Below are 26,927 nucleotides of genomic sequence, written 5' to 3' on the forward strand. Positions count from 1 at the left end.
GCAATTTTTAAAATTTTATTAAATGGAATTAAATCGTTAAATTTATATTTCTAAAATGTTTTAATTTAACTCAAAAAAGATGCTCACAAAAACTTTACAAAGCCTTTTCAACAGAGATTTGCTCAAATTGAAAGCGGAAATAGAACTCTATAAAAACGAAGCCGATCTTTGGAAAATTTCGGGTGGAGTAAGTAATTCTGCGGGAAATCTTTGTCTGCATTTAACGGGAAATTTGCAGCATTTCATCGGTAAAGAATTGGGCGGAACAGATTTTATGAGAAATCGTGAATTTGAGTTTTCGGCTAAAAATGTATGCCGTGAATCGCTTGTTTCGCATATTGAAAACACCAGAGAAATAGTAAATAAAACACTAGAAAATTTAGACGAAAATAGTTTAGAAAAAGATTTTCCAGTTCTGATTTTTAAAGAAAAAATGAGCACAGAATTCTTCTTAATTCATCTCGCAACCCATCTTGCATATCATTTGGGACAAATAAATTATCACCGCAGAATGATCTAAAATACAGATTATTGATGGATAATTAAATTTAGATTTTTAATTAAAATTCTAAATTTCTACATCAAACATTTTAGTCTCACTTTCAAGTTTTTCTTTGGCAGTTTTCTCTTCTTTTTCGGTCTTTTTCTGTTGAATTACACGTTCTAATAATTCCGTATAAATTGGTCGGTTGCCGAGTAAAGTCGTAAGCACAGAAGCTACTAAAGCAGTTAAAATTAAAGGTAAAATAAGGGCGAAATTGGAGGTCAACTCTATTGCTAAAACTACGCCTGTAATGGGTGCGCGAACGGTAGCGGCAAAAATCCCAGCCATACCCGCAACGGCAAATATCGCGGGATCATCTATAGAAGTAGGGAATAAATCTTTCGCCAAAACGCCAAATATCATCCCACAAATAACGCCTAAACTTAATAGCGGGGCAAAAATACCACCCGGAACACCAGATCCATAACTTATCAAGGTTAAAAGAAAACGCATTAAGAGTAAAAAAAGCATCATTTTTAAAGTAAAAGAATGATTTAATATTTTGTAAATGGTTTCATATCCTGCACCAACGAAATCCATAGAATAAAAACTGAATGCCGTAATTATGGCGCCTAAAAAAAGAGCAATCCAAATAAAATGAAACCGAAAACTATTAAATAAATCTAATACTTTAATCACAAAATGATTAAAAAAGTAACCAACTAAACTCAACAAAATACCTAAAACAGCAAAAAGCCAAATCCAATTTAGATTTTCAAAACTAAAAACATGCATGATGATTGTGCGTTGATTTCCAAGCAATAATCGCACAATGCTATCTGCCGTTCCTGCGCCAATCATAATGGCTGCCACAGAAAAAAAGTTGAATTTAAAATGCTCGTTCATTTCTTCCATCACGAAGATAACGCCCGAAAGTGGCGCATTAAAGGCACTTGCTAATCCAGCGGATGCGCCTGTAGAGATCAGTGCATTATTTTTTTCTTCAGATTCTTCAAACCAATCTTTCACCATTTGCCCCACATGTGCGCCCATCTGCACGGTTGGCCCTTCACGACCTAATAATAAGCCACTGCCTAAAGAAAAAATAGAACTTATGAATTTTAAAGGAATCACAGCCTTCCAACGAAGTTTCCAAATGCGATCTAGTGCGCCTTCTACTTCTTGTATTCCGCTACCAGAGATTTCGGGAGCCCACCTTTTGCTTAAAAAAATAGCCAAATAAATTGCAATAAAAGTGATGAGAAATAACCAAAGCCAAGGCAATGTATCGCCTTTTATATTCAGTACATAACTTACCCTTATTTTTTCTATTTCTATTAAAAGCAATCGGAAAAAAGTACTTACCAATCCTGCCACTGCTCCAACAATTAGTGCGAGCCAAAGGAGTTTGATGCTTTTTTTATCGATACTTTTATAACCGCGTCTAAAGCGAACGCGACTTCTGCTAATTGCTCTTAATTGATTGACTTTCAAGCCGTTTTTTTAATTAAAATTATTCCAATATTTTTACTTTACAACTTTTGTTTTCTTTTAGGAATTTTAAAAGAACATATTTAAAATTATCTTTAGAAAACCTGATGAATTCACTATTTCTTATAGAATGATTTCCTTTTTTAAAATTAGATTCGTCGAAACTTATAACCGGAAAAGAGCACCTATAGTGGTTTCACTTGTTCTAAAAACCACGTTTTCACTTCACCTTCCAAATCGTTTTCTAATTTTTCTTTGCACCAATTGTGGTAATTATTGAGCCAATCTTTTTCAGGGTCGGTCAATAGATTTACATTTAAAACATTTCTATCAAATGGGCATATCGTTAAAGTTTCAAAATCATAAAAAGTACCAAAATCTGTTGTTTCTAATTCGCGAACTGCAATTAAATTTTCGTGGCGAATTCCGTAGTGATAGTCGTAATAAAAACCAGGTTCATTAGACAAAACCATTCCGGGAATTAATTGCTGCATATTCATATCTTTTCTAATGTTTTGCGGGCCTTCATGCACATTCATAAAACTTCCCACGCCATGTCCCGTTCCATGGTTGTAATCTTTTCCCTCTTTCCAAAGCGCCATTCTTGCAAAAGCATCGAGTTGCACGCCGCGCGTCCCTTTCGGAAATTTTACCATAGAAAGTTGAATCATGCCTTTTAGAGCCAAAGTGCAATCGGTTTTAAATTCTTCCGAAGCCGTTCCAAGCGCAATAGTTCGCGTAATATCAGTTGTTCCTTCTAAATATTGGCCGCCAGAATCTACTAAAATCGTGGCTTCATTCGTCACTTCTTTGCTGCCTTCACTTTTTGCAGAATAATGCATAATTGCTGCATTTTCTTTATAACCAACAATACTTCCGAAACTTTCGCCCACGAAATTTTTTCCTTCTGCTCGAAAAGCGCGCAATTTTTCGCCGATAGAAAACTCTGTCATCGCTTCTTTGCCTGCATTTTTTGTGAGCCAAAAAATAAATTTCACCATTGCAACACCATCTCTTTGCATCACTGTGCGAAAGCCTTCAAGTTCTGTTTCGTTTTTAATGGCTTTCATTAAATTGCCAGGAACAGGGGCTTTTATAAAGGAATTCTGTTCTTTTAAAGCTTCGAAAATCATTTGATTACTATTCGGCGAAACGAGAATTTTTTCATTTTTAATGCTTTTTAATTCGGTATAAAAATCTTCGTAAGGCAACATTTTCACGCAAGAATCATCCATTTGTTTTCTCGCATTAACGTCCAATTTTTCTAAATCCACGAAGAGTTTCGCCTCATTTTTAGTTAAAAGAATATAAGCTAAAAATACAGGATTAGATTGCACATCACTTCCCCGTAAATTCAGTGTCCACGCCACATCATCTAAACTAGAAATTACATGAACAGACGCGTTCATTTCTTCCATTTTATTCCGAATATCAAACAATTTTTCATTCACAGATTTACCCGCTCTTTCGATAGGATGTACAAAAACCGGGTTTTTTACTGCATTTTCATTTCTATTCGTCCAGATTTCTTTTAAAAGAGGTAAATCTACCAATTTTCTATTTTTGGCCAATAATTTTTCTGATAATAACTCCCAGTTGGCGTTCGAGGTGGCTATGGCATTCACGGCAACCGTTCCGTCTGAAGGAATTTCAGAAATAATCCAATCAATATAATTCGGAGTTCCCTCCATCCCATCTTTAAATAAATCAATTCCAGAACCTTCCAATTCTTTAGGTGCTTGCACAAAGTAGCGCCCATCTGTCCACAAGCCTGCTTTATCTTTGGTAATCACCACAAAACCTGCAGAACCAGTAAAACCAGAAAGCCACGACCTTTCTTGCCATTCTTTTGGCAAATATTCGCTCATGTGCGGATCTGCGGAATAAACAATAAAGGCATCAATATTATTTTCTGCCATTTTTTCGCGCAAGAGCGCTACTTTTTCTTGGGAAGTCATACTATTTTTTTTTGGTAGGTAAATTTACAAAAAGCTTTTTGAAAATAAGGAGCAAGTCGGTTTTATCTTCTTTCACCTTTTGTCCCGCTTTCCGCTATATCCCGCCGCGGCGGGGATGCCGCTTCAATCGGGGCTAAAAAGAAGTCTATTTCACCTTTCGATGTGAAGAAAATAGCAATTAATCCTAAAAGAGTTTTAAACCCTTTTGGCGTTTTTATAAAAACAAATTCTACTTTTTCAAATTTTCTAAAAGCGTTTCTAAATAATTCAAAGTCATAGTAAAACCACCTTGAAAACCCATTTCAATCATTTTTTCAAAACGTTCTTTAGATTCATTTTTAATTACAATATTCACTGTTGTTACTCCATTTTCTTCCGAAAAAGTAAAATCCCAATCAGAACCTGGCAATTGCGGATTTTCATCTTTGTCCGCAAAAGCATTTACCATTTTAAAATTTGTTTTCGGATTAATTGAAGTGTATTTTTGAAGCGACCAACTTTCCATTCCTTCTGGGCTTACCATGGCATAAAATCTACGGCCACCAACTTCAAAATTCATAACTTTTGTTTTAGATTCCCAAGGTTTTGGCGCCCACCACTGGTCTAAAATTTCTTGTTTTGTAAAGGCGTCCCAAACCAAAGAAAGTTCGGCGGCAAATTCTCTGGTAATTATAACCGTTTTTGCGGCTTTGTCAACATTAAAGCCAAATTGCAAATGATTCATTTTTTATTTTTTTAAGGTTAATAATAAGTCATCAAGTTGATTAAATCGGGTTTCCCAAATGTCACGAAACTCTTTCAGCCAATCATCTATTTCTTTCATTTTATTAATTTCTAAACCATAATAAATCTCCCTTCCCTGCTGATTTTGACTAAGCATTTCGCATTCTGATAATACTTTAAGATGTTTAGAAACAGCCTGTCTGCTGATTTTGAAATTTTCTGCTATGGCATTTGGCGTCATCGCTTGCAATGCAATTAATGAGATAATCGCTCTTCTAGTTGGATCTGCAATGGCTTGAAATATATCTCTTCTCACTTTTATAATTTTATGCAACCAATTGGTTGCAAATATATGCGCAATTTTTCGGTTGCGCAATTATTTTTTAATATTTTTTTATCTAGAAAAGATTTATGTTTATTTTCAACTCCTTAAAACAAAAAAACCTAGCAAAGATTTTTAAAATCATCACAAGGTTTTGAAGATTTCAAACTATAAATATCTGAAAGAATTTATATGTTTTTAATAACTCTTTAAGCGTCCCATTTTAGATTCAAGGGAAGTCTTCATTTTATTGGTAGCAGCGACAAACGCTTTCTCAACTGTTTCGCCATGGCTTGTAACTGCAATTGGTGGCATGCCTTTTATTCTGGCTTCCAAAATGCATCTTTTGTCGTTTACTCCACTTTTATCAGAATTTTCATCGCTAATTTTCACTTCAATTCTTGTAAGATAGTCGCTGAACCTTTCAAAATAATGTGCTACCTCATCTTTATAGTAAGCAATCATTTTTTCTTTACCATCAATATTATGGTCGGTGTTAATTAAAATTTCCATATTTTTTTATTTAATTAAAATGTTTCATTCTGTATTAAAGATAGGCGTTCTATCTAAAAAAAGGCGCTTTTTTTTTAAATTTAACAGCAGATTAACATAAAACAAAATACTATAAAGACTAAAGATACTAAGTGATAAAAATCAAATAAAGTTTACAGAAAATGCTGAATAATTCTGTAACCAAAATCTTAAATTAATCTTAAAAGAAATACTTAGTTCGGTGTTTCAAAATGAAAGCCTTAACTTTGTAATAATCAAGTAAAATTATAAAAATAAAGATATGACGAAAGCAATTTCTGACGTTCCAGTTGTGCTAAACGAACCCGTAAGAACCTATGAACCAGGTTCTTCTGAAGTAAATAATTTGATTTCTACTTATAAAAAAATGTGGAATGAAAAAGTTGAAATTCCAATGATTATCAATGGAAAGCAAGTAAAAACAGATACTAAAGTTCAACTTCAATCTCCACAAGATCACGCACACGATTTTGGTTTTTACTACAAAGGCGATATGAGCCATGTAGACGAAGCCATCAATACAGCTTTGGCAGCGCGCCAAAAATGGGCAGATTTAGCCTGGGAACAAAGGGTTTCAATTTTTCTAAAAGCAGCAGATTTATTTGCAGGACCTTATCGTGACAAAATAAACGCCGCAACTATGATTGGGCAATCTAAAAATGTGCACCAAACAGAAATAGATGCAGCGTGTGAATTTATAGACTTCTTAAGATTCAATGTAGAATTTGTGCGCGAGATGTACGCCGAACAACCTATTTCTGATGAAGGCATGTGGAACCGAGTAGAATATAGACCTTTAGAAGGTTTTACTTTTGCAGTAACGCCTTTCAATTTCACGGCAATTTCAGGAAATTTGCCTTCTTGTATGGCAATGCTTGGGAATGTAGTTTTGTGGAAACCTTCAGACAAACAAATTTTTTCTGCCAACATTATTATGGAAGTTTTCCGAGAAGCAGGCCTTCCAGATGGCGTAATTAATATGGTTTTTACAGACGGAAAAGAAACGGCGGAAAAAGTGTTGCAACATCCAGATTTTGCTGGTTTGCATTTCACAGGTTCTACGAAAGTCTTCCAAAGTATGTGGAAACAAATTGGCGACAATATCCATAAATATAAAACTTACCCAAGAATTGTGGGTGAAACAGGCGGAAAAGATTTCGTGATTGCGCATCCATCTGCTCATCCAGAAGCAGTTGCAACAGGTTTGGTTCGAGGTGCTTTTGAATATCAAGGTCAGAAATGTTCGGCGGCTTCAAGAGCTTACATTCCAAAATCTCTTTGGAATGCTGTGAAATCTTCAATGGAAGCGCAATTAAAAACAATTAAAATAGGTTCACCAGAAGATCCATCAAATTTTGTGAATGCTGTAATCGATAAAAATTCTTTTGAAAAATGCAAAGGTTACATCGAGCGTGCCAAGTCTTCTAAAGATGCAGAAGTTATTTTTGGCGGGAACTGCGACGACAGCAAAGGTTGGTTTGTAGAACCGACGGTTATATTGGCTTCAGATGCACATTATGAAAGTATTTGTGAAGAAATTTTTGGTCCAATATTAAGTATTTACGTTTATGAAGATGAAGATTGGAGCAAAACTTTAAAATTAGTAGATGAAACTTCGCCTTATGCTTTAACTGGCGCGGTTTTCAGCCAAGATCGATATGCGATTGAAGAAGCCTACAAAGCATTAGAAAATGCCGCAGGAAATTTTTATATTAATGATAAACCAACCGGCGCGGTAGTTGGGCAGCAACCATTCGGCGGTGCAAGAGCGTCGGGCACGAATGACAAAGCAGGTTCTAAAATGAACTTAATGCGCTGGGTTTCTGTGCGGACGATTAAGGAAACTTTTAATCCACCAAAAAATTACAAATACCCATATTTAGGATAAAATTTAATCCGGAAGTTTTGCTTCCGGATTTTTTTTGATTTTATTTATTATGAAATACTAATTTCAAAACTAAAAATTTTTAAAATTCGAATACGATACTATACTTTTTTAATAATAAAAAAATTGGTTACAAGTACATGAAAATCTATAATTTATGCTTAAATTAACATTAAATAAAAATATTTGGCACGAATTTTACACTATTAAAAAAGTTATTAAAAACATCATTAACCAAAAAAATAAACATTATGGGAACTAAAGGAAAAGGCCTTTTGGCATTATTAGGATTAGGTGCATTGGCATTTTGGAAGTATAAAAATTCTTCACCTGAAGAACAACAAGCGGTGAAAGATAAAATAAACAACGCAAAAGACAACCTCAACAAATGGGGAAATGACCTGAAATCTAAAGCAAACGAAGTAGTAGATCAAGTAAAAGACAAAGCAGAGCAAGTAAAAACTGATGTTGAAAATTCTGCTTCTAACAATTAATCAAAATTAAATATTTCACAAAAACTCTTTTCTATTTAGAAAGGAGTTTTTTTGCTTTAATTACAACATTGATTATTATTAACCTGAGTTCGATTGTTATTTAAAATATAATTTACTAACATTCAATTTATTATATGTTTATCAATTGCGTCGGGCTTTAGCCCGATGGGAAAATTAGTGAAATAAAAGGCTTTAGCCGAAACTTAAAAGATGTTTTGGCTAAAGCCAATTCTACTTTAATTTTAAAAAATGGGCTAAAGCCCATTCCTATTGATATTATCAAATTGTTTAATAATCGAACTCAGGTTATTAAGTTTTTTTTTGAAGTTAAATAGGTTAAATTCAATTATGGTAAAAAAATGATAAAATTTAAACAGCCTCTTAAAAAATGATTTTCTATTTAAAAATCAAAAGAATTGTACCGATTATTATGAGAAGCGCGCCGAAGCCGGCTTTCCAAGAAACGGTTTCGCCCAAGAAAACGATTGAAAAAATAATGGTTAATGCTAAACTTAATTTATCAACGCCTGCTACTTTAGAAACTTCACCTATTTGCAAGGCTTTAAAATAAAAAATCCAAGATAAACCTGTGCATACGCCAGAAATTGTAAGAAAAAACCAAGTTTTTGAAGTGATTTCGCCAATATTTTTATACTCATTTCTGAAATATACGATGGCAGAAATCATAATTAAAACCACAATAGTACGAATTGCAGTTGCTAAATTTGAGTTTACATTTTCTACACCAATTTTGGCGAATATTGCCGTTAATGCCGCGAAAAAGGCCGCAAGTAAAGCATAAATCCACCACATAATTTTTAATTAATTTGGTTAAAAAATTCTTCTAGCTTCAAAGTTTTTTGATTGGAAGTTTTCAAATTTTTCACGGTAATTGTTCCGGCCTTTAATTCTTCATCTCCCAAGAAAACCATATTTTCAATTCCTTTCTTTTCGGCATAAGCGAATTGTTTTTTGAGTTTGGTATTTTCAGGATAAAGTTCGGCAGAAATACTATTTTGATGCAGTTTTGAAATAATTTGCATTGCTTGAATACTTTCTTCTACGCCATAATTCACGAAAAGATAATCCGTATTTTCCACAGAACTTTCAGGAAATAATTTTAGTTCTTCCATCACCAAATAAATCCTATCCAAACCGAAAGAAATCCCAATTCCAGGAATATTTTTCACGCCAAAAACTTCCGTGAGATTATTATATCTTCCGCCGCCACCCACGGAACCCATTTCTACGCCTTCTGCTTTTATTTCGAAAATTGCGCCGGTGTAATAATCTAAACCTCTAGCAAGCGTAATATTAAAAACTAAATTTTCATGAGAAATTCCCAAATTTATACAGTTGGTTAAAACAAATTCCAGTTCATTTACGCCTTCCAAACCAATAGGTATAGTCTTAAATTTTTCCTTTAAATCTTGCAAAAGTTGTAATTGATCGGCTTGCGTTTTAAATAAAAAATCCAGTTTCTCGATAGAATCTGAACTGATGTTTTTCGATTCTAATTCTTTCACAACGCCGTCTCTGCCGATTTTATCTAATTTATCTAATGCAACAGTAAAATCAATCAATTGATTTGCAATTCCCGCATATTCTGCTAAGCCGCTCAAAATTTTACGGTTGTTTAAATGCAATTTTACCGGAATTTTTAAATCTAAAAAAGATTTTAAATACAACTGAACCAATTCTACTTCTTGAAGCAAACTTTCGCTCCCTACAACATCGGCATCGCATTGGTAAAATTCTCTGAAACGACCTTTCTGTGGACGATCTGCGCGCCAAACTGGCTGAACTTGGTAGCGTTTAAAAGGAAAAGTCAACTGTCCGTGATTCATTGCAACGTAACGCGCAAAAGGAACGGTAAGATCATAACGGAGTGCCTTTTCGGAAATTTGAGACGTTAATTTTAAAGAATTTTTTGCCGACCAATCTTCAGCATTTACTTTTGAAGCGTAATCTCCGGAATTTAAAATTTTAAAAATCAAACGATCACCTTCTTCACCGTATTTTCCTGTTAAAGTTGAGAGATTTTCAAAACTTGGGGTTTCTAACGGCTGAAAACCGAAAAGGCGGAAATTTTTTTCTAAAATAGAAATAATATATTTTCTGCGGTAAACTTCTTCTGCGGCAAAATCTCGGGTTCCTTTAGCTAAACTAGGCTTCATTATTTTTGGTTGTCTGTTGAAAGTTGTTGGTTTTCAGTTTTGACATCTTTTACATCAAAATTGATCTCACAAAAATAAGGATTTTAAAACATACGGTTTTAAATAAATTTCTTACAAATCTTTCAGCATCCAAAGATTGCAACCGCTGTGCCCAGAATTTCCCAATGGTTTTTCTAAATAATTGAAACCTTGCTTTTCATAAATGGAAACGGCGGTAGAAAATTCTGGCAAACTTTCAATGTAAATGCTTTTATAACCCGTTTCTTTTGCAAAATTGATACTCGCTTCCATTAGTTGCCGCCCAATTCCTTTGCCGCGCGCACTTTTATTTAAATAAAATTTTACCAATTCTGCATAGTTTTCCGGTAAACCTTCTGTGGGGAAAATACCGCAGCAACCAAGTAAAATTCCGTTTTCTTCTGCTACAAAAAGTGCTGATTTTTCAGTTTTAAATAATTCAAATAAATGGTCTGTGGTTGGATCTTCATAAACAGTTCCAGCAGTGCTGACATTAAAATCGTGAAAGCAACTTCTAATAATTGCTGCCAATTCGTAATTATCAGATTTCTGAATTTTTCTAATTTTGATTTTCATGTTTTAAAAATACAGAAAAAATTATGTTTTAAATACTAATATTAAAGAATTAAAAAAATAAAAAGAGCCGTAAATAAATTTGCGGCTCCACCTCTTCATCAAATTGTGTATGATTATATCTCTTCTAAAAGTACGATAATTTCCTCGCCATAGTTTTCTAATTTATGCTTTCCAAAACATTTTATTTCTAATAATTCTTCTTTTTTAATAGGTTTGAATTTTGCAATTGAACATAATTCTTTGTTTGTCGCAATAAAATACGCAGGCAAATTTTGCTCTTTTGCTTTTTCACTGCGCCACAGTTTTAATGAATCTAAAATTTTAATTTCGTCAGCATTTAATTCTTCATTTTCTGCGGAATATTTACTTTGCTTTTGCTCGTTCAAATAGTTGCCATTAATTTTTGCGGCATCTTGTTTCGCATAATTTCCATTAGATATTTGATCTTCATAGTAAATAAAAACCGACCAGTAGTTTTCTTCCGCTACAAATGCGGAAGCCGCTTTGCAAATTTCATTATTTGCTAAAAAATCATCAACCAACTTTTGGTCTTCATAAAGATGATTTTCATCTACACGAACTTTCAATACTTTTACTTTCATGATAATAAAGTTTTGTTGTGAGAAGTGAGATTTTAGGTTTTTTGATATTCATTTAAAACAAACCTTGCCAAAGATTTTCGGCCTTGGCAAAGTGCTTATTTCATTAAATTACTTTGCGCCTAAAAGCACTAATTCATCTACGCGAATTTCTGTAGAATAGCGTTTAATACCTTCTTTATCTTCATAAGTTCGGTATTGAATTTTTCCTTCTACGGCAATCTCTTTTCCTTTCGTAACGTATTTTTCCATAATATCTGCGAGTTTACCATTCACAACTAAATTGTGCCATTGCGTTTCTTCAACTTTCTCACCTAAAGCGTTGGTGTAAAAGTCGCTAGTTGCCAAACTTACTTTAGCTAATTTTCCTTTTTCGAAGTTGATGATTTCTACTTCTTTTCCCGTTCTTCCAATTAAGGAAACTTTGTTTCTTAGTGACATAACATTTAAGTTTTAAAAAATTAATATTAGAAATGAGTCGTTATCTGTCTGTCTCAAATCTCTGGTGCAAAGATTCAACAGCGGGGAAAGTTTATTCGGTATTTATCTATTTATTTTCGTTTGTAGTCATTTGTAAACGAATAATTTGTAATTTAGATTAATGAAATTTTCACGCAATGTCGCAATGAAATGCACGCAATGAACGCAAAGTTTTTTTCTTTGTGGTATAAATTGAAATGAGATCGAAAGTTTTCACGCAATGGCGCAATGAAATGCACGCAATGAACGCAAAGATTAATACTTAGAAATAATTTAAAAATAAAATATGTTTGAGCATTTTTATACCTGTCCATATTGCTGGGAAATGATTTCAGCCCTACTCGATCCTTCTGTGCGAGAGCAAACGTATATTGAAGATTGCGAAGTCTGCTGCAACCCGATTGAACTGCATGTTGTTTTTGAGGAAGAAGAATTAATGGGTTTTGAAGCGTTAAATATTGAGCAATAAAATAAAGCACGAAGGATGTAGGATGAATTTAAAAATTTGAATTGTGGATTTAAAAAAGACTAAAAACTAAAAACCGTCAACTAAAAACTAAAGAAATGGAATGTCTAGAATGTGGTGAAAAAATAGTCGGCAGAGCAGACAAAAAATTCTGTGATGATGCTTGTAGAAATAGTTTTAACAATAAACAAAACAGCGATTCTACCAATTTGATGCGCAACATTAATAACAAACTGCGGAAAAATTTTAGGATTTTAAGATCCATTAACAAAGACGGCAAAATCAAAACCACAAAAACAAAACTCACTTCCAAAGGTTTTGATTTTGATTATCTTACGCAGGTTGTGGTTTACAAAAATGGCGCTGAATACAAGTTTGTTTACAACCAAGGCTATAAATTTCTAGAAGATGACTGGATTTTGCTTGTACGGAAAGAATAGAATTCAAAACATTTTTTAACTACCAAGAAACAAAGATTTTTTCTACAGAAAATTTAGAAAATATTGTTCGTAAAAGAACACTTGGTTTTTTTTGACTTCTTCAAAAATTACTTTTAATTGATTTTACAGGTTCGGGACGAATAATATTTACTTAATTTCGCAAAACAATTAGCATAAAATGTCACAATATACACTTAGAATTGCCTGTTCTGACGAAAAAGGACTGGTGTACAAAGTCACCAAAATTTTGTATCAAAACCAATTAAATATAGAAAAAAATGATGAATTTGTAGATGCAGAAAACAATCATTTTTTTATGAGAACCGTCTTTTCTGGAGATGTTATTTTGCAGAATATTAAAGAAGAACTGCTGAAAATTTTACCCGAAAATTCTCATTTAGAATTAAAAGAACATCACCAAAAAAACGTGGTAATTCTGGCAACCAAAGAGCACCATTGCCTTTCAGATTTATTGGTGCGAAATGAATATAATGACTTAGATTTCAACATTTTGGCGGTAATTGGCAACCATGATTTCTTACGACCTTTGGTAGAAAAATTTGGTATTCCTTTTCACTATATTTCCGCCGAAAATATGAGCCGAGAATCGCATGAAGATTTGGTGAACGAATGTTTGCAACAATACAATTTAGATTATCTTATTCTGGCGAAATATATGAGAATTTTGACGCCAGAATTTATACAAGATTACAACCAAAAAATCATCAACATTCACCACTCATTTTTGCCTGCATTTATTGGCGCAAATCCTTACAAACAAGCCTATAACAGAGGTGTAAAAATTATTGGCGCAACGGCTCATTTTGTTACCAATGATCTGGATGAAGGCCCAATTATTTACCAAGACGTGATACAAGTTTCTCATTCTAAAAACGCCAAAGAAATGGCTTATGCAGGCAAAGATGTAGAAAAAATTGTGCTCGCAAAAGCGCTGAAATTAGTTTTTGAAGAACGCGTTTTCATCTTTAGAAATAAGACGATTATTTTTGAATAAGTGTTTTTTTTTAAGATAAATGATTGTTTTGCAAAGGTTTTAAAAGAAGAAAATTTCCTTCTAGCGAATCTTTCCAAAATTTATCATTGGATTAATTAATAAAATCTGTTGTTCATTTAGTTTTAAATCAATTAAATTTACGGTTTAAATATTTTAATGAAAAAATTCTACGTTCTTTTTCTTTTCTTATACTTTGGTTTTTATTTTAGTCAAAATAAAATTAAAAAAGATTTGCCTTATAATTTCTATGAAAATAAGGGGCAAATTATTGATCAAAATGGAAAGGAAAATTCTGCAGTAAAATATCTGTTCAATTCTGGCGGTCTAAATGTTCAAATTAAAAAAGACGGTTTTTCTTATGATGTTTATGAAGTAAAAAAAACAAAGAATAAGCAATTTGAGAAAAATAAAAATTTGCTTTTACCTAAAGATAAATTTGCGTCAGATTATAATTTTAAATACCAATATCACCGCGTTGACATCGATTTTGTAGGTGCCAATAAAAATCCGGAAATAATTGCTATTGGAAAATCTAATGATTATGACAACTATTACAACGTTCCAAATAAGCCAAAAGGTGTAGAAAAAGTTTACCGTTATCAAAAAATAATTTACAAAAACCTCTATCCGAACGTAGATTTGGCTTTCTTTAAACCAGATGATACTTTAAAGCCGATTGAATATAATTTTATCATTAATCCGGGTGGAAAAATTTCTGATATCAAATTGAAATTTAAAGGGGCAAAAACCAAATTAAAAAACAGAAAACTTTCAATGAATCTACGTTTTGGCGAGATGCAGGAAAATATTCCAAATTCTTGGATAGAAGATTTAAATTCAAAAAAAGATATTAAAATTAATTTTAAAGAAACCGGAAATCAGACTTTTGGTTTTGAAAGTTCACAAGATACTTTTGACAAAACGGTGGTGATTGATCCTGTTCCGACGAGGGTTTGGGGAACATTGTATGGCGGAAGTGGATATGATACTATTGAAAAATTAGAAATAGATGAATTTAACAATCTATATCTTGGTGGAATGACGATGAGTAATGATAATTATATGGCAACTTCTGGTGCTTATATCACTACTTTCACGGGCAATTTGGATGGATTTATTGCAAAATTTGATGAAAATGGAAATCGAATATGGGGAAGTTATCTGGATAACACAATAAGTTATGGGTCTTTGGATGCTTTAGATTTTGATAGAGATAACCTTTTTATTCTTTTAAAAGCAGATGATCAGCAAGTCTTAAAACTTAAAAAAGATGGAACCTACCTTTGGACTCATCATATCAGTTCAGATAAAACTATTTTTGACATCCTCGTTAAAAACGGTTTTTTTTATATCGGAGGTTCAATTAGCCAAAGTAATATTTCCAAACCTTATGTTGAAAAGTTTAATTTAAAAGGAGTTTTACAAAAAAAATACATCATTCAAAATTCAGGCTCCGGAAAATTTTCTTGCATTACCAATTTCTCGGATGACAGTTCTCTTGATATTTTTGCTATCGGACAAACAGAATCTAACGGAATTTTTACGCAAAACCCTTTGCAAAATTCTCTTGGTGGGGACCGGGACTTATTGCTTTTTCATTTTGATTCCGATTTAAATCCAAAACAAGTTTCTTATTATGGTGATGCAAGAGCGGATTTACCAATCGCCTGTAAATTCGAAAATGGAATTTTTAAAGTATTCTATAAAATATGGCCGATTGTTAATAATATTTATGTCGGAAGCGTCCTCAAATATAATGTAAATACAGATGCCATAATTTCAAATAACCAGTTTCTTTTGCCTTATAATCAAGATTTAACTGGCTATTTCGATCCGATAGGAAATCTATTTATAGGCGGAAGTTCTTACCCAAACCAGCCCAATATTGCCACTCCCAATGCTTACCAAACATCAACAGGAATTAACAACAAATCTATAATGATGTTGTATGACAATAACGAAAACAAAGTTTGGGGTACATTTTATGGAGGGAACGGGTCTACTGGAACTGCATTTATTAGGAGAGATTCTAAAAACTACATTTATATGATTGGAAGTGCCATTTATAATACTTCCGGAATGGCAACTCCGGGAGCATTTCAATCGAACAACAATTCTACGGATGGATATATTGCTAAATTTTTTGATTGCACTTCTATTATTACATTATTGTCATCCAACTCCCCAGTCTGCCCAAATTCAGATATAAAACTCCAAGCATCCGGCGGCTCAACTTATTCTTGGAGCGGCCCAAATAATTTCACTTCCACTGACCAAAACCCCACAATTCCTAACGCAACTGCAATAAATTCCGGGACATATTCCTGCGTTATTTCTGGAGCGGGCGATTGTGATGGGACTTTCACTGTTGATGTAAAAGTGGAGGATAAAACCGCGCCAGTTCCAAATATTGCAAATCTTCAAGATATTTCGGGAGATTGTAAAACGATAGTTTCCGTAATTCCAACGGCGACAGATGCGTGCGCAGGAAATATTTTGGCAACTACAAAAAGTCCTTTACAATATTCAATTCCAGGAACTTATGTAATCGTTTGGGATTATGATGACGGCAATGGAAATATTTCTCATCAAAATCAAAATATAACCATTTCTTCGCCCGCATTGCCAACGGCAAATGCAACGCAACAATTTTGTAGCACAGAAAACAGAACAGTTGCAGATTTGCAAATAACGGGGCAAAATGTAAAATGGTATGACGAAACTGGAAGTATTTTAGACCAAAATTTTAAATTAATTGATGGTAATTATTACGCCTCACAAATCATTAATGGCTGCGAAAGCGATAAAATAAAAGTTTCAGTAAAAATAAATGTAACGCCGCTTCCAACAGCAGATGCAAATCAAGATTTTTGTTCTTCGCAAAATGCAAAAATTTCAGATTTAAAAGTGACTGGAACTAATTTAAAATTTTACGATTCCGCAGGAAATTCTTTAGCAAATTCTACACTTTTGCAAGATAATTCGTCCTATTTTGTTACCCAAACTGTTAATTCCTGTGAGTCTGATAAGTTTGAAATTAAAGTGGTGATTTCTCAAAATGCGTTGCCAGCAAATGATTTTAGTTTTTCCATTTGTAACGACACCACTTCAAACACAAAAACAGAAGATTTAACCAAATACCAAGACAATTTAATTGCGAATTCTTCAACTTATATTTTTGAATATTTTGATCATAACCAAAATGCAATTTCTGATTTTAAAAACAGAATACTTTCACTTGGCCAAAATATTTTTAATGTAAAAGTTTCTACAAATCTTGGTTGTTTTAAAATCGTTCAACTCACACTTCAACTAAACGAAAAACCAAAAATTAATTTACCTGAAACTGCTGAATTTTGTGCGGGAAAATCTGTAGAATTGGATGCTGGATTTAATCCAACTTATAGTTATGAATGGAGTTCAGGAGAAAAAACGAATAAAATTAGCATCAACCAAGAAGGAACTTATACCGTAAAAGTAACCAGCAATTTTGGTTGTGAAAATACGGCTTCAACGGTTGTGAAAAAATCTTTAATTGCAGAAATTTTAAAAGTAGAAATTACCAATAACAATGCAAAAGTAATTCTTTCTGCATCTGGCGATTTTGAATATTCTTTGGATAACAAAATTTGGCAAGATTCTAATGAATTTAAAAATTTAGCCAACGGAAATTACACCGTTTATGTCCGCACAAAATTAGGTTGTATTATCGGTGAAAAAGATTTTTCAATTTTTAACATTAGCAACACTTTCACACCAAATGGCGACGGAAAAAATGATACTTGGAAAATTGACGGCTTGGAAAATTATCCCAATTCTGAAGTTTCTGTTTATGACGCGACGGGAAAAAGAGTTTTATTTAAAATTACTTCCGGTGCTTTTGAATGGGACGGAAAACTCAACAGCCGAAATCTACCAACTGCGACTTACTGGTATAACATTAAAGTATCTGATGGTAGAATTTTGAATGGGTATTTGCTTTTGAAAAACCGGAATTAATTTTTTTACCACAAAAGTCACAAAAGTTTTTCTATAAGATTGTCAACAATTGAGATTTTAAAGATTGTTCGTAAAAGAGAACATAAACTTTTTTGACTTCGTCAAAATGCTAGATGAAATAAAACATTTTTACTGATGATTGGTAGAGCGATTTGGTTATTTATTTGCGTCCATTGCGTGCATTCACATTGCGACTTAGCGTGAAAGCATCTGGAATTGATTGAAATTGCAATATTAGTCGAGAAATTATCTAATATCTTAAAAAATTATTCCCCTTCTTCATACAATTTAATTCTATCGTCTAAAATCTCAATTTTATTCCATTTGTAAAGTCCGCCAATGGCTTTTTTGAAATTTTTCTTGCTCATTTGAAGTTCCTGTTTGATGTCTTCCGGTGAAGATTTATCCGATAAATAAAGCATTCCATGGTTTCTTTCTAAAGCGTCAAGAATTATTTTTTGAAATTCATCATTGTTTTCATAACCTTCTGGCTGAAGCGACACATCAATTTTTCCATCTTCGCGGATGCTTTTTATATACCCGATTTCTTCCGACAAAGGATAGAGTTTTTTGTAAACATCTGAAGCGTAAATTAAACCAATAAATTCTTTGTTTATTACCACATTCCAACCCAATTCAGATTCATTCATTAAAATCAAATTCACTTTGTCGCCTTTTTGGAAAGGCAGATTTTCGTATTGTGGATTTCTTTTAAATTTGGTTGTGCCAGTAATTAAATTAGTAAATTCATCTACATAAATTTGGACTAAATATCTTTTGCCTTCAAGGATTTTAGATTTTTGTTGTTTGTAGGGAATAAATAAATCTTTGATAATTCCCCAATCCATAAAAGCGCCGCTCGGCATTGATTCTACGCAAGTTAAAACTGCAAATTCACCAACTTCGGCGATGGGTTTTTCTGTTGTTGCTTTTAATTTATCATCATCTTGGAAAACGAAAACTTCCATTTCATCGCCAATTACGGGATTTTCTGGTGCAAAAACTTTAGATAAAAAGGCACGTTCACCATTTTCATCTTCCAAGAATAATCCTGAATAATTTTGTTCTGAAATTTTTAAAAATTGGGTTTTACCGAGTTGCATAATTGATGAAAGATTAATGATAATTGATAACTGATTGAAATTCTTTGCAAATTTAGTTTAAATAAAATTGCAGAAAAATTTCGAGCACAACTTGTCCCAAATTTTCATAAAAAGTAGCAAAAGTTTTATTTGATACAGTTGAAACTAAAGGCTTCTTTTTAAAAAAAATCTGTAGAAATCTGTGCGCTGATTTTTGCACACAGATTTCACAGCAAAAAAAATCCGAATTATTAATTCGGATTTAAAATCTTGGTTCTTGAATCTTGGTCCTAACTTAAATTCGCATAAGAATTTTCTATAAAAGTCGTTAACTCCTTTCCTTTCAATAAATTTTGCGACAATTTCGCCAAATTTACGGCTTGATTAATCAGTGATTTTTTAGAATCTTCATCTTCAGTTTTCAGGATTTTCTCTGCGAGATTGCTATTAGAATTTACAACTAAATTGTACATTTCTGGCATATTTCCCATTCCGAACATTCCGCCGCCACCGCTGGTTGCTTGCATATCTTTCATACGACGCATAAATTCTGGTTGGGTAATCAGAAATGGCGCATCAGAACTATCCAAATCTTCCACTTGAACGGTATAAGAGTTATTATTCAAATTTTCTTCCACTGTTTTTTTCAAAGCTTCTTTTTCCTCATCTTTTAATTTTGAGATGATGGGCTCGTCTTTTTCAATTAATTTATTCAAATGATCGGCATCTACGCGTGCAAAAGAAATATTGTCTTTAGAAGTTTCTAATTTTTGAATTAAATGTGGCGCAATTGGTGAATCTAAAAGCAAAACTTCATAGCCTTTTTCTTTCGCTTTTTGTATGTAAGAATCTTGGGCATCTGCGTTTGTGGCGTAAAGTAAAACCGTTTTTCCGTTTTTATCGGTTTGGTTTTCTTTAATTTTTTCCATTAATTCATCCCAAAGAAAATAGTTGCCATCCACAGTTGGATAAAGCGCAAATTTATCAGATTTTTCAAAGAATTTTTCTTCCGAAATCATTCCATATTCGATCACGATTTTAATATCGTTCCATTTTTCTTCGTAAGATTTTCGGTCTTCATTTATTAAAGAAGACATTTTATCTGCTACTTTTTTGGTGATATAACTGGAGATTTTTTTCACCGCGCCATCAGCCTGCAAATACGAACGGGAAACATTCAACGGAATATCTGGGGAATCTATCACACCGCGCAAAAGCATCAAAAAATCGGGTACAATTCCTTTCACCTCATCGGTTACAAAAACCTGATTTTGATAGAGTTGAATTTTATCTTTTTCTATATTTAAATTGTTTGCCAATTTCGGAAAATATAAAATTCCCGTTAAATTAAAAGGATAATCTACATTCAAATGAATATTAAACAAAGGCTCCTCAAACTGCATTGGATAGAGTTCGTGGTAGAATTCTTTGTAATCGTTTTCGTTTAATTCTGAAGGATTTTTGGTCCACGCCGGATTTGGATTATTAATGATATTATCCACTTCTACCGTTTCTGGTTTTGCATCTTCTGCTGCATCTTCTGGCAAAGGAAGTGTTTCGGTTTTTGTTCCAAATTTAATTGGAACCGGCATAAATTTGTTGTATTTCGTCAATAATTCTCGGATTCTATATTCTTCCAAAAATTCTGTGGAATCTTCTGCAATGTGCAGAATAATTTCTGTTCCGCGTGTTGTTTTTTCGGGATAATCTTCTAAAGTAAATTCTGGCGAACCATCACAAACCCAACGCACAGCAACGGAATCTTCTTTGTAAGATTTTGTTAAAATTTCTACTTCTTTTGCTACCATAAATGCAGAATAGAAACCTAAACCAAAATGACCAATTATACCAGAATCTTTCGCAGAATCTTTGTATTTCTCTAAAAATTCTTCTGCGCCAGAGAATGCCACTTGGTTGATGTATTTTTCAACTTCTTCGGCTGTCATCCCAACGCCGCGATCGATGATGTGAAGTTTTTTATTTTCTTTATCTATTTTTACTTCAATTTCTATGCTGCCGAGTTCGGTTTTTGCTTCGCCGATATTGCTTAAATGGTTTAGTTTTGAAGTTGCATCTGTGGCGTTAGAAATTAATTCTCGCAAGAAAATTTCGTGGTCGCTGTACAGAAATTTTTTAATTAAAGGAAAAATATTTTCCACCGAAACGTTAATATTGCCTTTAGTCATAACTTTGTTTGTTTTAAATTTTAATTGATGATTTTACGGTCACAAAAAAAATACCATTGAAAAAGAAGTGACAAATTGGCAAACACTTTCACGTAATTATGCAAAGTAAAAACACGCAATGAGCGCAAAGATAAATATTGAAAAAGAACTTCTTTTTATGAAAAAATTGCAGCCCGACTTGATGATGAATTTTAATTTTTTTAAATTGAATCATCAAACCACTGCGCTAGGTTTGAGTGGAAATCCCCGCCGCGGCAGGATTGGGAACGGAAGGTGGAAATGCTGCCATAAAAAAATTATAAATAAGTATTCGACGCAGTCAAATGTCTGCCCAAAAAAGCAAAAAAAAGAGAAGCCGAAACTTCTCTGTAAATATTTTAATTATTTTTCAAATCTTTTTTCAATAGTTTAGATTGATAAATAAAATTTGTGTTAATTTCTGAGTTAGGATTAATGTCTTTAATAATTTTTCCTCCCTGAAAGTAAGTTTTTCTTTTCGAAAATAATTTGGGCTTTTTTAAATAGCCATTTTCATCTATTATAATAAATCTTTTCTCCAAAACAAAAATTAAATTGCCCTTATTGAAATAGTACTGTGTTACAATTTTTTTATTGGACAAACCTATTTCATGGACGATCTTTTTGAGTTTATCATTTTTGTAAAAACCCATTAATTCTTGTCCATTATCAGTTACTTCATTTTTCTTATCTACAAAATAATCATTATCTAAAACTTTGATTTGGTAATTTTTTTCTGAATTTATACTTGATACAGTTTTTCTAATTTGATTGATATTTTGTCCAAATACATTAATTGTGAAACAGAAAAACAGAAAAATAAATTTAATATTCATCAATTTTACTCTTAAGAATACGCATGAAATTGTAATAATATAAACACTTTAAAAAAAATGCCATAGATTTTGAACTTTTTTAAAGTGGTAATTTAATGAACCATTCTACTTTTATTTTTCAAAGAATATAAAAATTCCGGCGAAAAATCTGCTCCATTTTCCCACTCAATTGTCCAAGAATTTATTTTAAAATTTTTAAAATATTCTTTGTTTCTTAACTCTAAAAAAATTCCTTTGTCCAAATACTCTTCCAAATCTATGACCTTGCTTTCATCTGAATTGAAAAAAACTTCAATTTTATAATTCTCAATATATTTCGCTTTTGTAATCCATATTAAACTCATATCCATTTATTTTAGAGGTTCAATTTTAAAAGGTAATTCTCCAATTTGTGCTAATTCCCAATTTTTCAACAATTCATCTTTATGAATTTCCATCCACTCAAAAACTAACTTTATGCTCTTGATGGCATGTTTCCGTTTACAATTCCATCGTTTATTGAAACTACTGCTTTATATTCTCCGTAAGTGACATGAAAGTGAGGTGGATTATGGTCTTTGAAAAACATTAAGATAATTATTCCATAAAACTTGTTATTTCTGGCATAACTTTTATTTAAGCGAAATTAATAAATTTAATTCTATATTTAAAAACTTCAGAATATATATTGTTCAGAAAAAAAGAGAAGCCGAAACTTCTCTTTGGTGGCAAAATAATTAAAAAATTATTTTTTAATAATATTAATGCTTTGTGCTTTTTTATCTTTACCAGATAATTGTAGAATATAATTACCGGCTGGAAGAGCGCTAATATTAATTTTCTCTGCTTCGATATTTTGAGATTTCACTAATCTTCCTTCCATGTTAAAAATTTTAACTTGTGTATAGCCGGCTAAATCTCCACCAAAAAATAATTGATTTTGCACTGGATTCGGGTAAACTTGAATTTTCTTTTTTAGAGCATCATTTCGAGTTCCTAAAAAAACAGTAGATTGCGCAACGGCCAAATTAGAGGTTTGGTTGATAGCTGCAAGTGGAATTACACCTGTTGCAGTAGTTGTTGTGAATAGAGGATATCGGTTAGAATTGTCATAATAACTATAAATAGTACTTGTAAGTGTTCCTATGTTCCCTAAACCTGTGAGAGAAAGTATATAATTTTGTTCCGTTTTCAGGCGGATAATATTAGCAAAAGATTTAGAATCTAATAAAAGTGTTCCCGATGCATCTGCAGTAGTCGTAATAGTCCCACTAAAATTGACTGTTATTCCAGTATAAGTAGCAGTTCCTGATGCTGTATCTGTATAAGATTCAGAAAAAGCAGTTGGGAATTTTATAAATAATGCATTATCAGTGTTAAAATTTAAAACTGCACCGCCCACGGTTGCGCCGGTAATTTGCAAATCTGTGGGAGAAGATTTATAAAAAATATCATTACCATTTCCATCAGAAAACTTAACGGTTGTGCCGGGATAAGTAGTTGTTTCTGCGCTACTTGGCGTAGAAACGGTTCCTGTAATTGCAGTTCCTGCCGTTAGGCTGTTATTATTAAAAGTTACACCGCTTCCTGTTGAAGAATTATCAGGCGTTCCAGTTAGATTATTTTCATTTACAGTATCGCCAGATAAATAATCATTGGCAGATTTTGTAATTGTAGTTTGTGCAAAGGCGATCGAGCAAAACAAGACCGTTGCGAGAGAGTAAATTGTTTTCATAAAATTGTAATTTGCTGAAAGTTACGAACTTATTAACAATTATTACAAATAATTATTCTTTATTTAAAAAAAACACCTAGAAACAGAACATTTTATCAAATTAATAATTTGATAAAAAAAAGAGAAGTCGAAACTTCTCTAATTTTTGGAAATACCTTTTCGCATTCCACTTTTTAGTTTAAACTTTTTACTTATACCTTACTTAAGAATGAATCGATCTTTTTCCAGTTGCGTCTAATGCGGCTTCTTTCACGGCTTCTGCGTATGTTGGATGCGCGTGAGACATTCTTGCGATATCTTCCGCACTCGCACGGAATTCCATGGCTGTAACGGCTTCTGCAATTAAATCCGCTGCTCTTGCGCCAATCATGTGAACGCCCAAAACTTCATCTGTTTTTTCGTCGGCAATAATTTTTATTAAACCGTCCGTATCACCTGAAGCTCGACTTCTACCCAAAGCACGCATCGGGAAACTTCCTACTTTTATGGCTCTTCCTTCCGCTTTTAATTCTTCTTCAGTTTTACCAACGCCTGCAACTTCTGGCCAAGTATAAACAACACCCGGAATTAAATTGTAATCAATGTGCGGTTTTTGTCCTGCCAAAATTTCGGCAACAAAAGTGCCTTCTTCTTCCGCTTTGTGCGCCAACATTGCGCCGGCAACAACATCACCAATTGCGTAAATATTTGAAACATTTGTTTGCAAATGTCCGTTGGTTTTCACTCTTCCTCTTTCATCTAATTCTACGCCGGCTTTTTCTAATCCTAAACCTTCCGTGTAAGGTTTTCTTCCCACAGAAACCAAGCAATAATCGCCTTCAACAGTTACTTCTTCTCCCTTTTTATCTTTTGCAGTTACTTTTACAGAATCGCCGTTTCTTTCAACGCCAGAAACAGCTGTAGAAAGCATAAATTTAATGCCTTGTTTTTTTAATACTTTTTGTAATTCTTTCGATAAAGCACCGTCCATTCCGGCAATAATTTTATCTAAAAACTCTATTACTGTTACTTCTGAGCCCAATCTTTTGTAAACAGAACCTAATTCTAAACCAATGACACCGCCGCCAATCACAACCAAATGTTTAGGGATTTCCTTTAAATTTAATGCTTCTGTGGAAGTAATAATGCGTTCTTTATCTAATTTAATGAAAGGCAAACTAGAAGGTTTTGAACCTGTTGCAATAATGGCGTATTTCGTTTCGATGCTTTCAGAAGTGCCGTCAGATTTTGCTACATTTATTTTAGTAGCAGATTCAAAACTTCCCGTTCCGGTGAAAACTTCTATTTTATTTTTATTCATCAAAAAGTCGATGCCTTTTGTAGTCACATCTACGACTTCATTTTTGCGCGCGATCATTCTCGCAAGATCTGCTTTTGGTTCATCAATGATAATTCCGTGGTCTGCGAAAGAATGTTTGGCGTTGTAGAAATGCTCAGAACTGTCGAGCAAGGCTTTTGAAGGAATACAACCGACATTAAGACAAGTTCCGCCGAGTGTAGAATATTTTTCAATAAGGGCCGTTTTAAATCCCAATTGCGCGCAACGAATGGCTGCAACATATCCTCCAGGTCCAGAACCGATTATGGTAACATCAAATTGACTCATATTATTTTTTTTAGTTTTAATTAAGTGTAGTGCAAATTTACGAAATATTTTCAGCGGTTAAGAGTTGAATTAATTTAAATTATTTTTGCCACGCTTATGGAAAGCAATCATTTGCAAATTTATCAATTCGATTTTTCATTTTTTCATCACAATTTTTGCAATTCAAACTCATTGTTTGAATTAAATCGGTTTGAATTTGTTTTGAATCTTTAAAGTCTTCTTTATCATAAAAACCACTATATAAGATCGCGTTTGTCCAGTCTAAATATTTTTCTCCAGATTTATCAAAATCCATATATTCAAAAAATTCTTTAGGATATTTTTCCGCATATCGTCTTGCAGAAACTCCTGTATATTCTCCTAAAGCACCGTCTTGAATTAAAATAGTCTTATTTAAAATCCATCTGTAAAAAGGTCGCAAACTATCATTATTTGTTGGGGTTAAATTTAATAATCTTTGTGTTTCTGGTTCATCAGTTGGTCGATATTTTCCAAAATAAAATTTTATAGCAGTTGAATCACAATTTTTATTATTCAAATAAAATTCTACAGGTTTTCCCCAAATTGAATCATTTTTTGGATTGTGAGACAGATTAAATCCTTCTTGCCAATCTGTAATTTTTGCGATATTTTCTTTCTTAACAATCCTTTTTTCTTCAACATGTTCTTTTTGATTACAAGAAAGAACAATAATTAGAATTAGAACAAAATATTTCTTCATAAAATTAAAATTTTCTCCAAAACCTCTTCATATTCCTCCAAAATAATCTCCTTCGAAAACCTCGATTTAATAGAATTTTTTATCGCTTCAGAATCGTGATTTTCTTTTAAAATAGATTTTATCTTTTCAGCAAAATTTTTGTGATTTTCTATATCTGAAATCTCGCCGTTTATTTTTGGCTGAATAATTTCCGTAATTCCGCCTTTGCAATTATTGGCTAAAGCGTAAGTTCCGCAAGCGCCGGCTTCCAGCAAAACATTTGGGAAACCTTCGTAGCGGGAAGAAAGGATGAACAAATCAGCAAATTTTAAAAATTGATATGGATTTTTTTGTTGTCCGTGGAAGATGACGTTTTCTAATTTTAAATCTATTTTTAACTGGTTTAAAATTTCTTTATCTCTTCCATCGCCTAAAATATGTAGTTTTATTTTTTCACTTTTTAGAAAACTAAAAACCGTCAAGAGACGGTCAAAACCCTTTCTAGCAGACAGATTTCCGATGGCAACCACATTTTTAAAATCATCAGAAAATAATTCTGGTTTTGTAGCATTTTCTAATTTTTCATTAATAAAATCAAAATCAACTGGATTGTTAATTTTAATTATTTTTTCTTTTTTAATTTTAAAATTATCGACCAAATCCTGTTGCATATCATCACTTTGACAAATAATCTTGTGGTAATTATTATAAAATTTGTAGAAAAATTTAATTTCCTTTCTCGTCACGTGTTGGGAAACTACGTTGGTTTCTCGCGCGATGAATTTAGTTTTCGGGAAAAGTTTAATAAATAAAGCCAAATAAGCATTCACTTCCCCAAAACCGCTGAAAATAATATCGGGTTTTCTTTTGCGAATTTCCTTTAAAATAGGCTTTAAGGAATTGCGAATTCTGGGCGTTTTTAGGTCAATAATGTCAACGTCATCTTTTAAAAATTCTAAATAACCGCCTTCTTTGCGCAAAAGCATAATTTTGGGTTGGAACTTTTCACGATCGAGATGATTGGCAATTGTGGTGACAATACGTTCTGCGCCGCCCATTTCAAGATCTGGAAGAATGAAGATGATAGAGATTTTTTTCATATTTTTTTTCAAAACTTTGTCAAAGTT

Annotated in this window: 26 protein-coding genes; 7 read left to right on the forward strand and 19 right to left on the reverse strand. The window is 32.8% G+C overall.

The genetic code is table 11. The features are described 5' to 3' along the window. Window positions 1–79: 79 nt before the first annotated feature. Window positions 80–520: a DinB family protein gene (locus tag C4S29_RS10810; RefSeq protein ID WP_103914103.1), complete on the forward strand. Its 441-nt coding sequence runs from the start codon at window positions 80–82 to the stop codon at window positions 518–520. Between the two features lie 48 nt (window positions 521–568). On the opposite strand, the gene clcA is transcribed toward C4S29_RS10810, so the two are convergent. The 5 genes from clcA to C4S29_RS10835 form a co-directional block, all read right to left on the reverse strand. Continuing rightward, entirely contained in the window at window positions 569–1,978 is a 1,410-nt protein-coding gene (clcA, locus tag C4S29_RS10815; protein WP_103914104.1) for a H(+)/Cl(-) exchange transporter ClcA, read from the reverse strand. A gap of 182 nt (window positions 1,979–2,160) precedes the next feature. After that, window positions 2,161–3,933 (reverse strand): aminopeptidase P family protein, encoded by a 1,773-nt coding sequence (locus tag C4S29_RS10820; RefSeq protein ID WP_103914105.1) that lies wholly within the window; start codon window positions 3,931–3,933, stop codon window positions 2,161–2,163. A gap of 229 nt (window positions 3,934–4,162) precedes the next feature. Next, the gene (locus C4S29_RS10825; RefSeq protein ID WP_103914106.1) at window positions 4,163–4,657 is read right to left on the reverse strand and encodes an SRPBCC family protein; all 495 of its coding nucleotides are present in this window, start codon (window positions 4,655–4,657) and stop codon (window positions 4,163–4,165) included. Window positions 4,658–4,660: 3 nt separating this feature from the next. Further along, complete coding sequence (locus C4S29_RS10830; RefSeq protein WP_103914225.1) at window positions 4,661–4,972, reverse strand: ArsR/SmtB family transcription factor; 312 nt, start codon at window positions 4,970–4,972, stop codon at window positions 4,661–4,663. 204 nt (window positions 4,973–5,176) lie between these two features. Next, on the reverse strand, window positions 5,177–5,491 hold the full coding sequence (locus tag C4S29_RS10835; protein WP_103914107.1) for an HPF/RaiA family ribosome-associated protein: 315 nt from the start codon (window positions 5,489–5,491) through the stop codon (window positions 5,177–5,179). A 280-nt stretch (window positions 5,492–5,771) separates the two neighbouring features. On the opposite strand from C4S29_RS10835, the gene pruA reads away from it, so the two are divergent. Both pruA and C4S29_RS10845 read left to right on the forward strand, forming a co-directional pair. Continuing rightward, window positions 5,772–7,397, forward strand: coding sequence for an L-glutamate gamma-semialdehyde dehydrogenase (gene pruA, locus C4S29_RS10840; RefSeq protein WP_103914108.1), 1,626 nt, complete (start codon window positions 5,772–5,774; stop codon window positions 7,395–7,397). 248 nt (window positions 7,398–7,645) lie between these two features. Then, entirely contained in the window at window positions 7,646–7,888 is a 243-nt protein-coding gene (locus tag C4S29_RS10845; RefSeq protein WP_103914109.1) for a YtxH domain-containing protein, read from the forward strand. A 396-nt stretch (window positions 7,889–8,284) separates the two neighbouring features. Here the strand turns inward: C4S29_RS10845 and C4S29_RS10850 are convergent, their stop codons facing one another. The 5 genes from C4S29_RS10850 to C4S29_RS10870 form a co-directional block, all read right to left on the reverse strand. Next, entirely contained in the window at window positions 8,285–8,701 is a 417-nt protein-coding gene (locus C4S29_RS10850) for an EamA family transporter (RefSeq protein WP_103914110.1), read from the reverse strand. Window positions 8,702–8,706: 5 nt separating this feature from the next. Further along, complete coding sequence (hisS, locus tag C4S29_RS10855) at window positions 8,707–10,065, reverse strand: histidine--tRNA ligase (RefSeq protein ID WP_103914111.1); 1,359 nt, start codon at window positions 10,063–10,065, stop codon at window positions 8,707–8,709. Between the two features lie 111 nt (window positions 10,066–10,176). Then, window positions 10,177–10,659 (reverse strand): GNAT family N-acetyltransferase, encoded by a 483-nt coding sequence (locus tag C4S29_RS10860; protein ID WP_103914112.1) that lies wholly within the window; start codon window positions 10,657–10,659, stop codon window positions 10,177–10,179. Window positions 10,660–10,772: 113 nt separating this feature from the next. Next, window positions 10,773–11,261 (reverse strand): HRDC domain-containing protein, encoded by a 489-nt coding sequence (locus C4S29_RS10865; protein WP_103914113.1) that lies wholly within the window; start codon window positions 11,259–11,261, stop codon window positions 10,773–10,775. Window positions 11,262–11,369: 108 nt separating this feature from the next. Then, the gene (locus C4S29_RS10870; protein ID WP_103914114.1) at window positions 11,370–11,699 is read right to left on the reverse strand and encodes a single-stranded DNA-binding protein; all 330 of its coding nucleotides are present in this window, start codon (window positions 11,697–11,699) and stop codon (window positions 11,370–11,372) included. Window positions 11,700–12,024: 325 nt separating this feature from the next. Here C4S29_RS10870 and C4S29_RS10875 point away from each other — a divergent pair, with 325 nt between their 5' ends. From C4S29_RS10875 to C4S29_RS10890, 4 genes are all read left to right on the forward strand, one after another. After that, a complete protein-coding gene (locus C4S29_RS10875) occupies window positions 12,025–12,207 on the forward strand; it encodes a CPXCG motif-containing cysteine-rich protein (RefSeq protein WP_103914115.1) in 183 nt (60 codons plus the stop codon). Window positions 12,208–12,302: 95 nt separating this feature from the next. Then, window positions 12,303–12,644: a hypothetical protein gene (locus tag C4S29_RS10880; protein ID WP_103914116.1), complete on the forward strand. Its 342-nt coding sequence runs from the start codon at window positions 12,303–12,305 to the stop codon at window positions 12,642–12,644. 178 nt (window positions 12,645–12,822) lie between these two features. Continuing rightward, window positions 12,823–13,659 (forward strand): formyltetrahydrofolate deformylase, encoded by an 837-nt coding sequence (purU, locus tag C4S29_RS10885; RefSeq protein WP_103914117.1) that lies wholly within the window; start codon window positions 12,823–12,825, stop codon window positions 13,657–13,659. 156 nt (window positions 13,660–13,815) lie between these two features. Then, complete coding sequence (locus C4S29_RS10890) at window positions 13,816–17,658, forward strand: DUF7948 domain-containing protein (protein WP_103914118.1); 3,843 nt, start codon at window positions 13,816–13,818, stop codon at window positions 17,656–17,658. Window positions 17,659–17,924: 266 nt separating this feature from the next. Here C4S29_RS10890 and C4S29_RS10895 read toward each other — a convergent pair whose 3' ends face one another. The 9 genes from C4S29_RS10895 to C4S29_RS10940 form a co-directional block, all read right to left on the reverse strand. Next, window positions 17,925–18,761 (reverse strand): CvfB family protein, encoded by an 837-nt coding sequence (locus C4S29_RS10895; protein WP_103914119.1) that lies wholly within the window; start codon window positions 18,759–18,761, stop codon window positions 17,925–17,927. 269 nt (window positions 18,762–19,030) lie between these two features. Continuing rightward, the gene (gene htpG / locus C4S29_RS10900; protein WP_103914120.1) at window positions 19,031–20,926 is read right to left on the reverse strand and encodes a molecular chaperone HtpG; all 1,896 of its coding nucleotides are present in this window, start codon (window positions 20,924–20,926) and stop codon (window positions 19,031–19,033) included. A 377-nt stretch (window positions 20,927–21,303) separates the two neighbouring features. Beyond that, entirely contained in the window at window positions 21,304–21,780 is a 477-nt protein-coding gene (locus C4S29_RS10910; RefSeq protein WP_103914122.1) for a hypothetical protein, read from the reverse strand. 92 nt (window positions 21,781–21,872) lie between these two features. Further along, the gene (locus C4S29_RS10915; RefSeq protein ID WP_221405535.1) at window positions 21,873–22,124 is read right to left on the reverse strand and encodes a DUF2442 domain-containing protein; all 252 of its coding nucleotides are present in this window, start codon (window positions 22,122–22,124) and stop codon (window positions 21,873–21,875) included. Between the two features lie 110 nt (window positions 22,125–22,234). Then, window positions 22,235–22,360, reverse strand: a complete 126-nt coding sequence (locus tag C4S29_RS14855) for a DUF4160 domain-containing protein (RefSeq protein WP_317045077.1) — start codon at window positions 22,358–22,360, stop codon at window positions 22,235–22,237. A gap of 144 nt (window positions 22,361–22,504) precedes the next feature. Beyond that, entirely contained in the window at window positions 22,505–23,494 is a 990-nt protein-coding gene (locus tag C4S29_RS10925; protein ID WP_103914124.1) for a T9SS type A sorting domain-containing protein, read from the reverse strand. Between the two features lie 202 nt (window positions 23,495–23,696). Then, on the reverse strand, window positions 23,697–25,100 hold the full coding sequence (lpdA, locus tag C4S29_RS10930; protein ID WP_103914125.1) for a dihydrolipoyl dehydrogenase: 1,404 nt from the start codon (window positions 25,098–25,100) through the stop codon (window positions 23,697–23,699). Window positions 25,101–25,194: 94 nt separating this feature from the next. Continuing rightward, window positions 25,195–25,821: a hypothetical protein gene (locus C4S29_RS10935; RefSeq protein WP_103914126.1), complete on the reverse strand. Its 627-nt coding sequence runs from the start codon at window positions 25,819–25,821 to the stop codon at window positions 25,195–25,197. Beyond that, window positions 25,818–26,900, reverse strand: coding sequence for a glycosyltransferase (locus C4S29_RS10940; RefSeq protein WP_103914127.1), 1,083 nt, complete (start codon window positions 26,898–26,900; stop codon window positions 25,818–25,820). The genes C4S29_RS10935 and C4S29_RS10940 overlap by 4 nt, the downstream gene beginning before the upstream one ends. Window positions 26,901–26,927 lie beyond the last annotated feature (27 nt).

Origin of the sequence: Halpernia humi, from assembly GCF_900108025.1 — a bacterium.
In the GTDB taxonomy this organism is placed as follows: domain Bacteria; phylum Bacteroidota; class Bacteroidia; order Flavobacteriales; family Weeksellaceae; genus Halpernia; species Halpernia humi.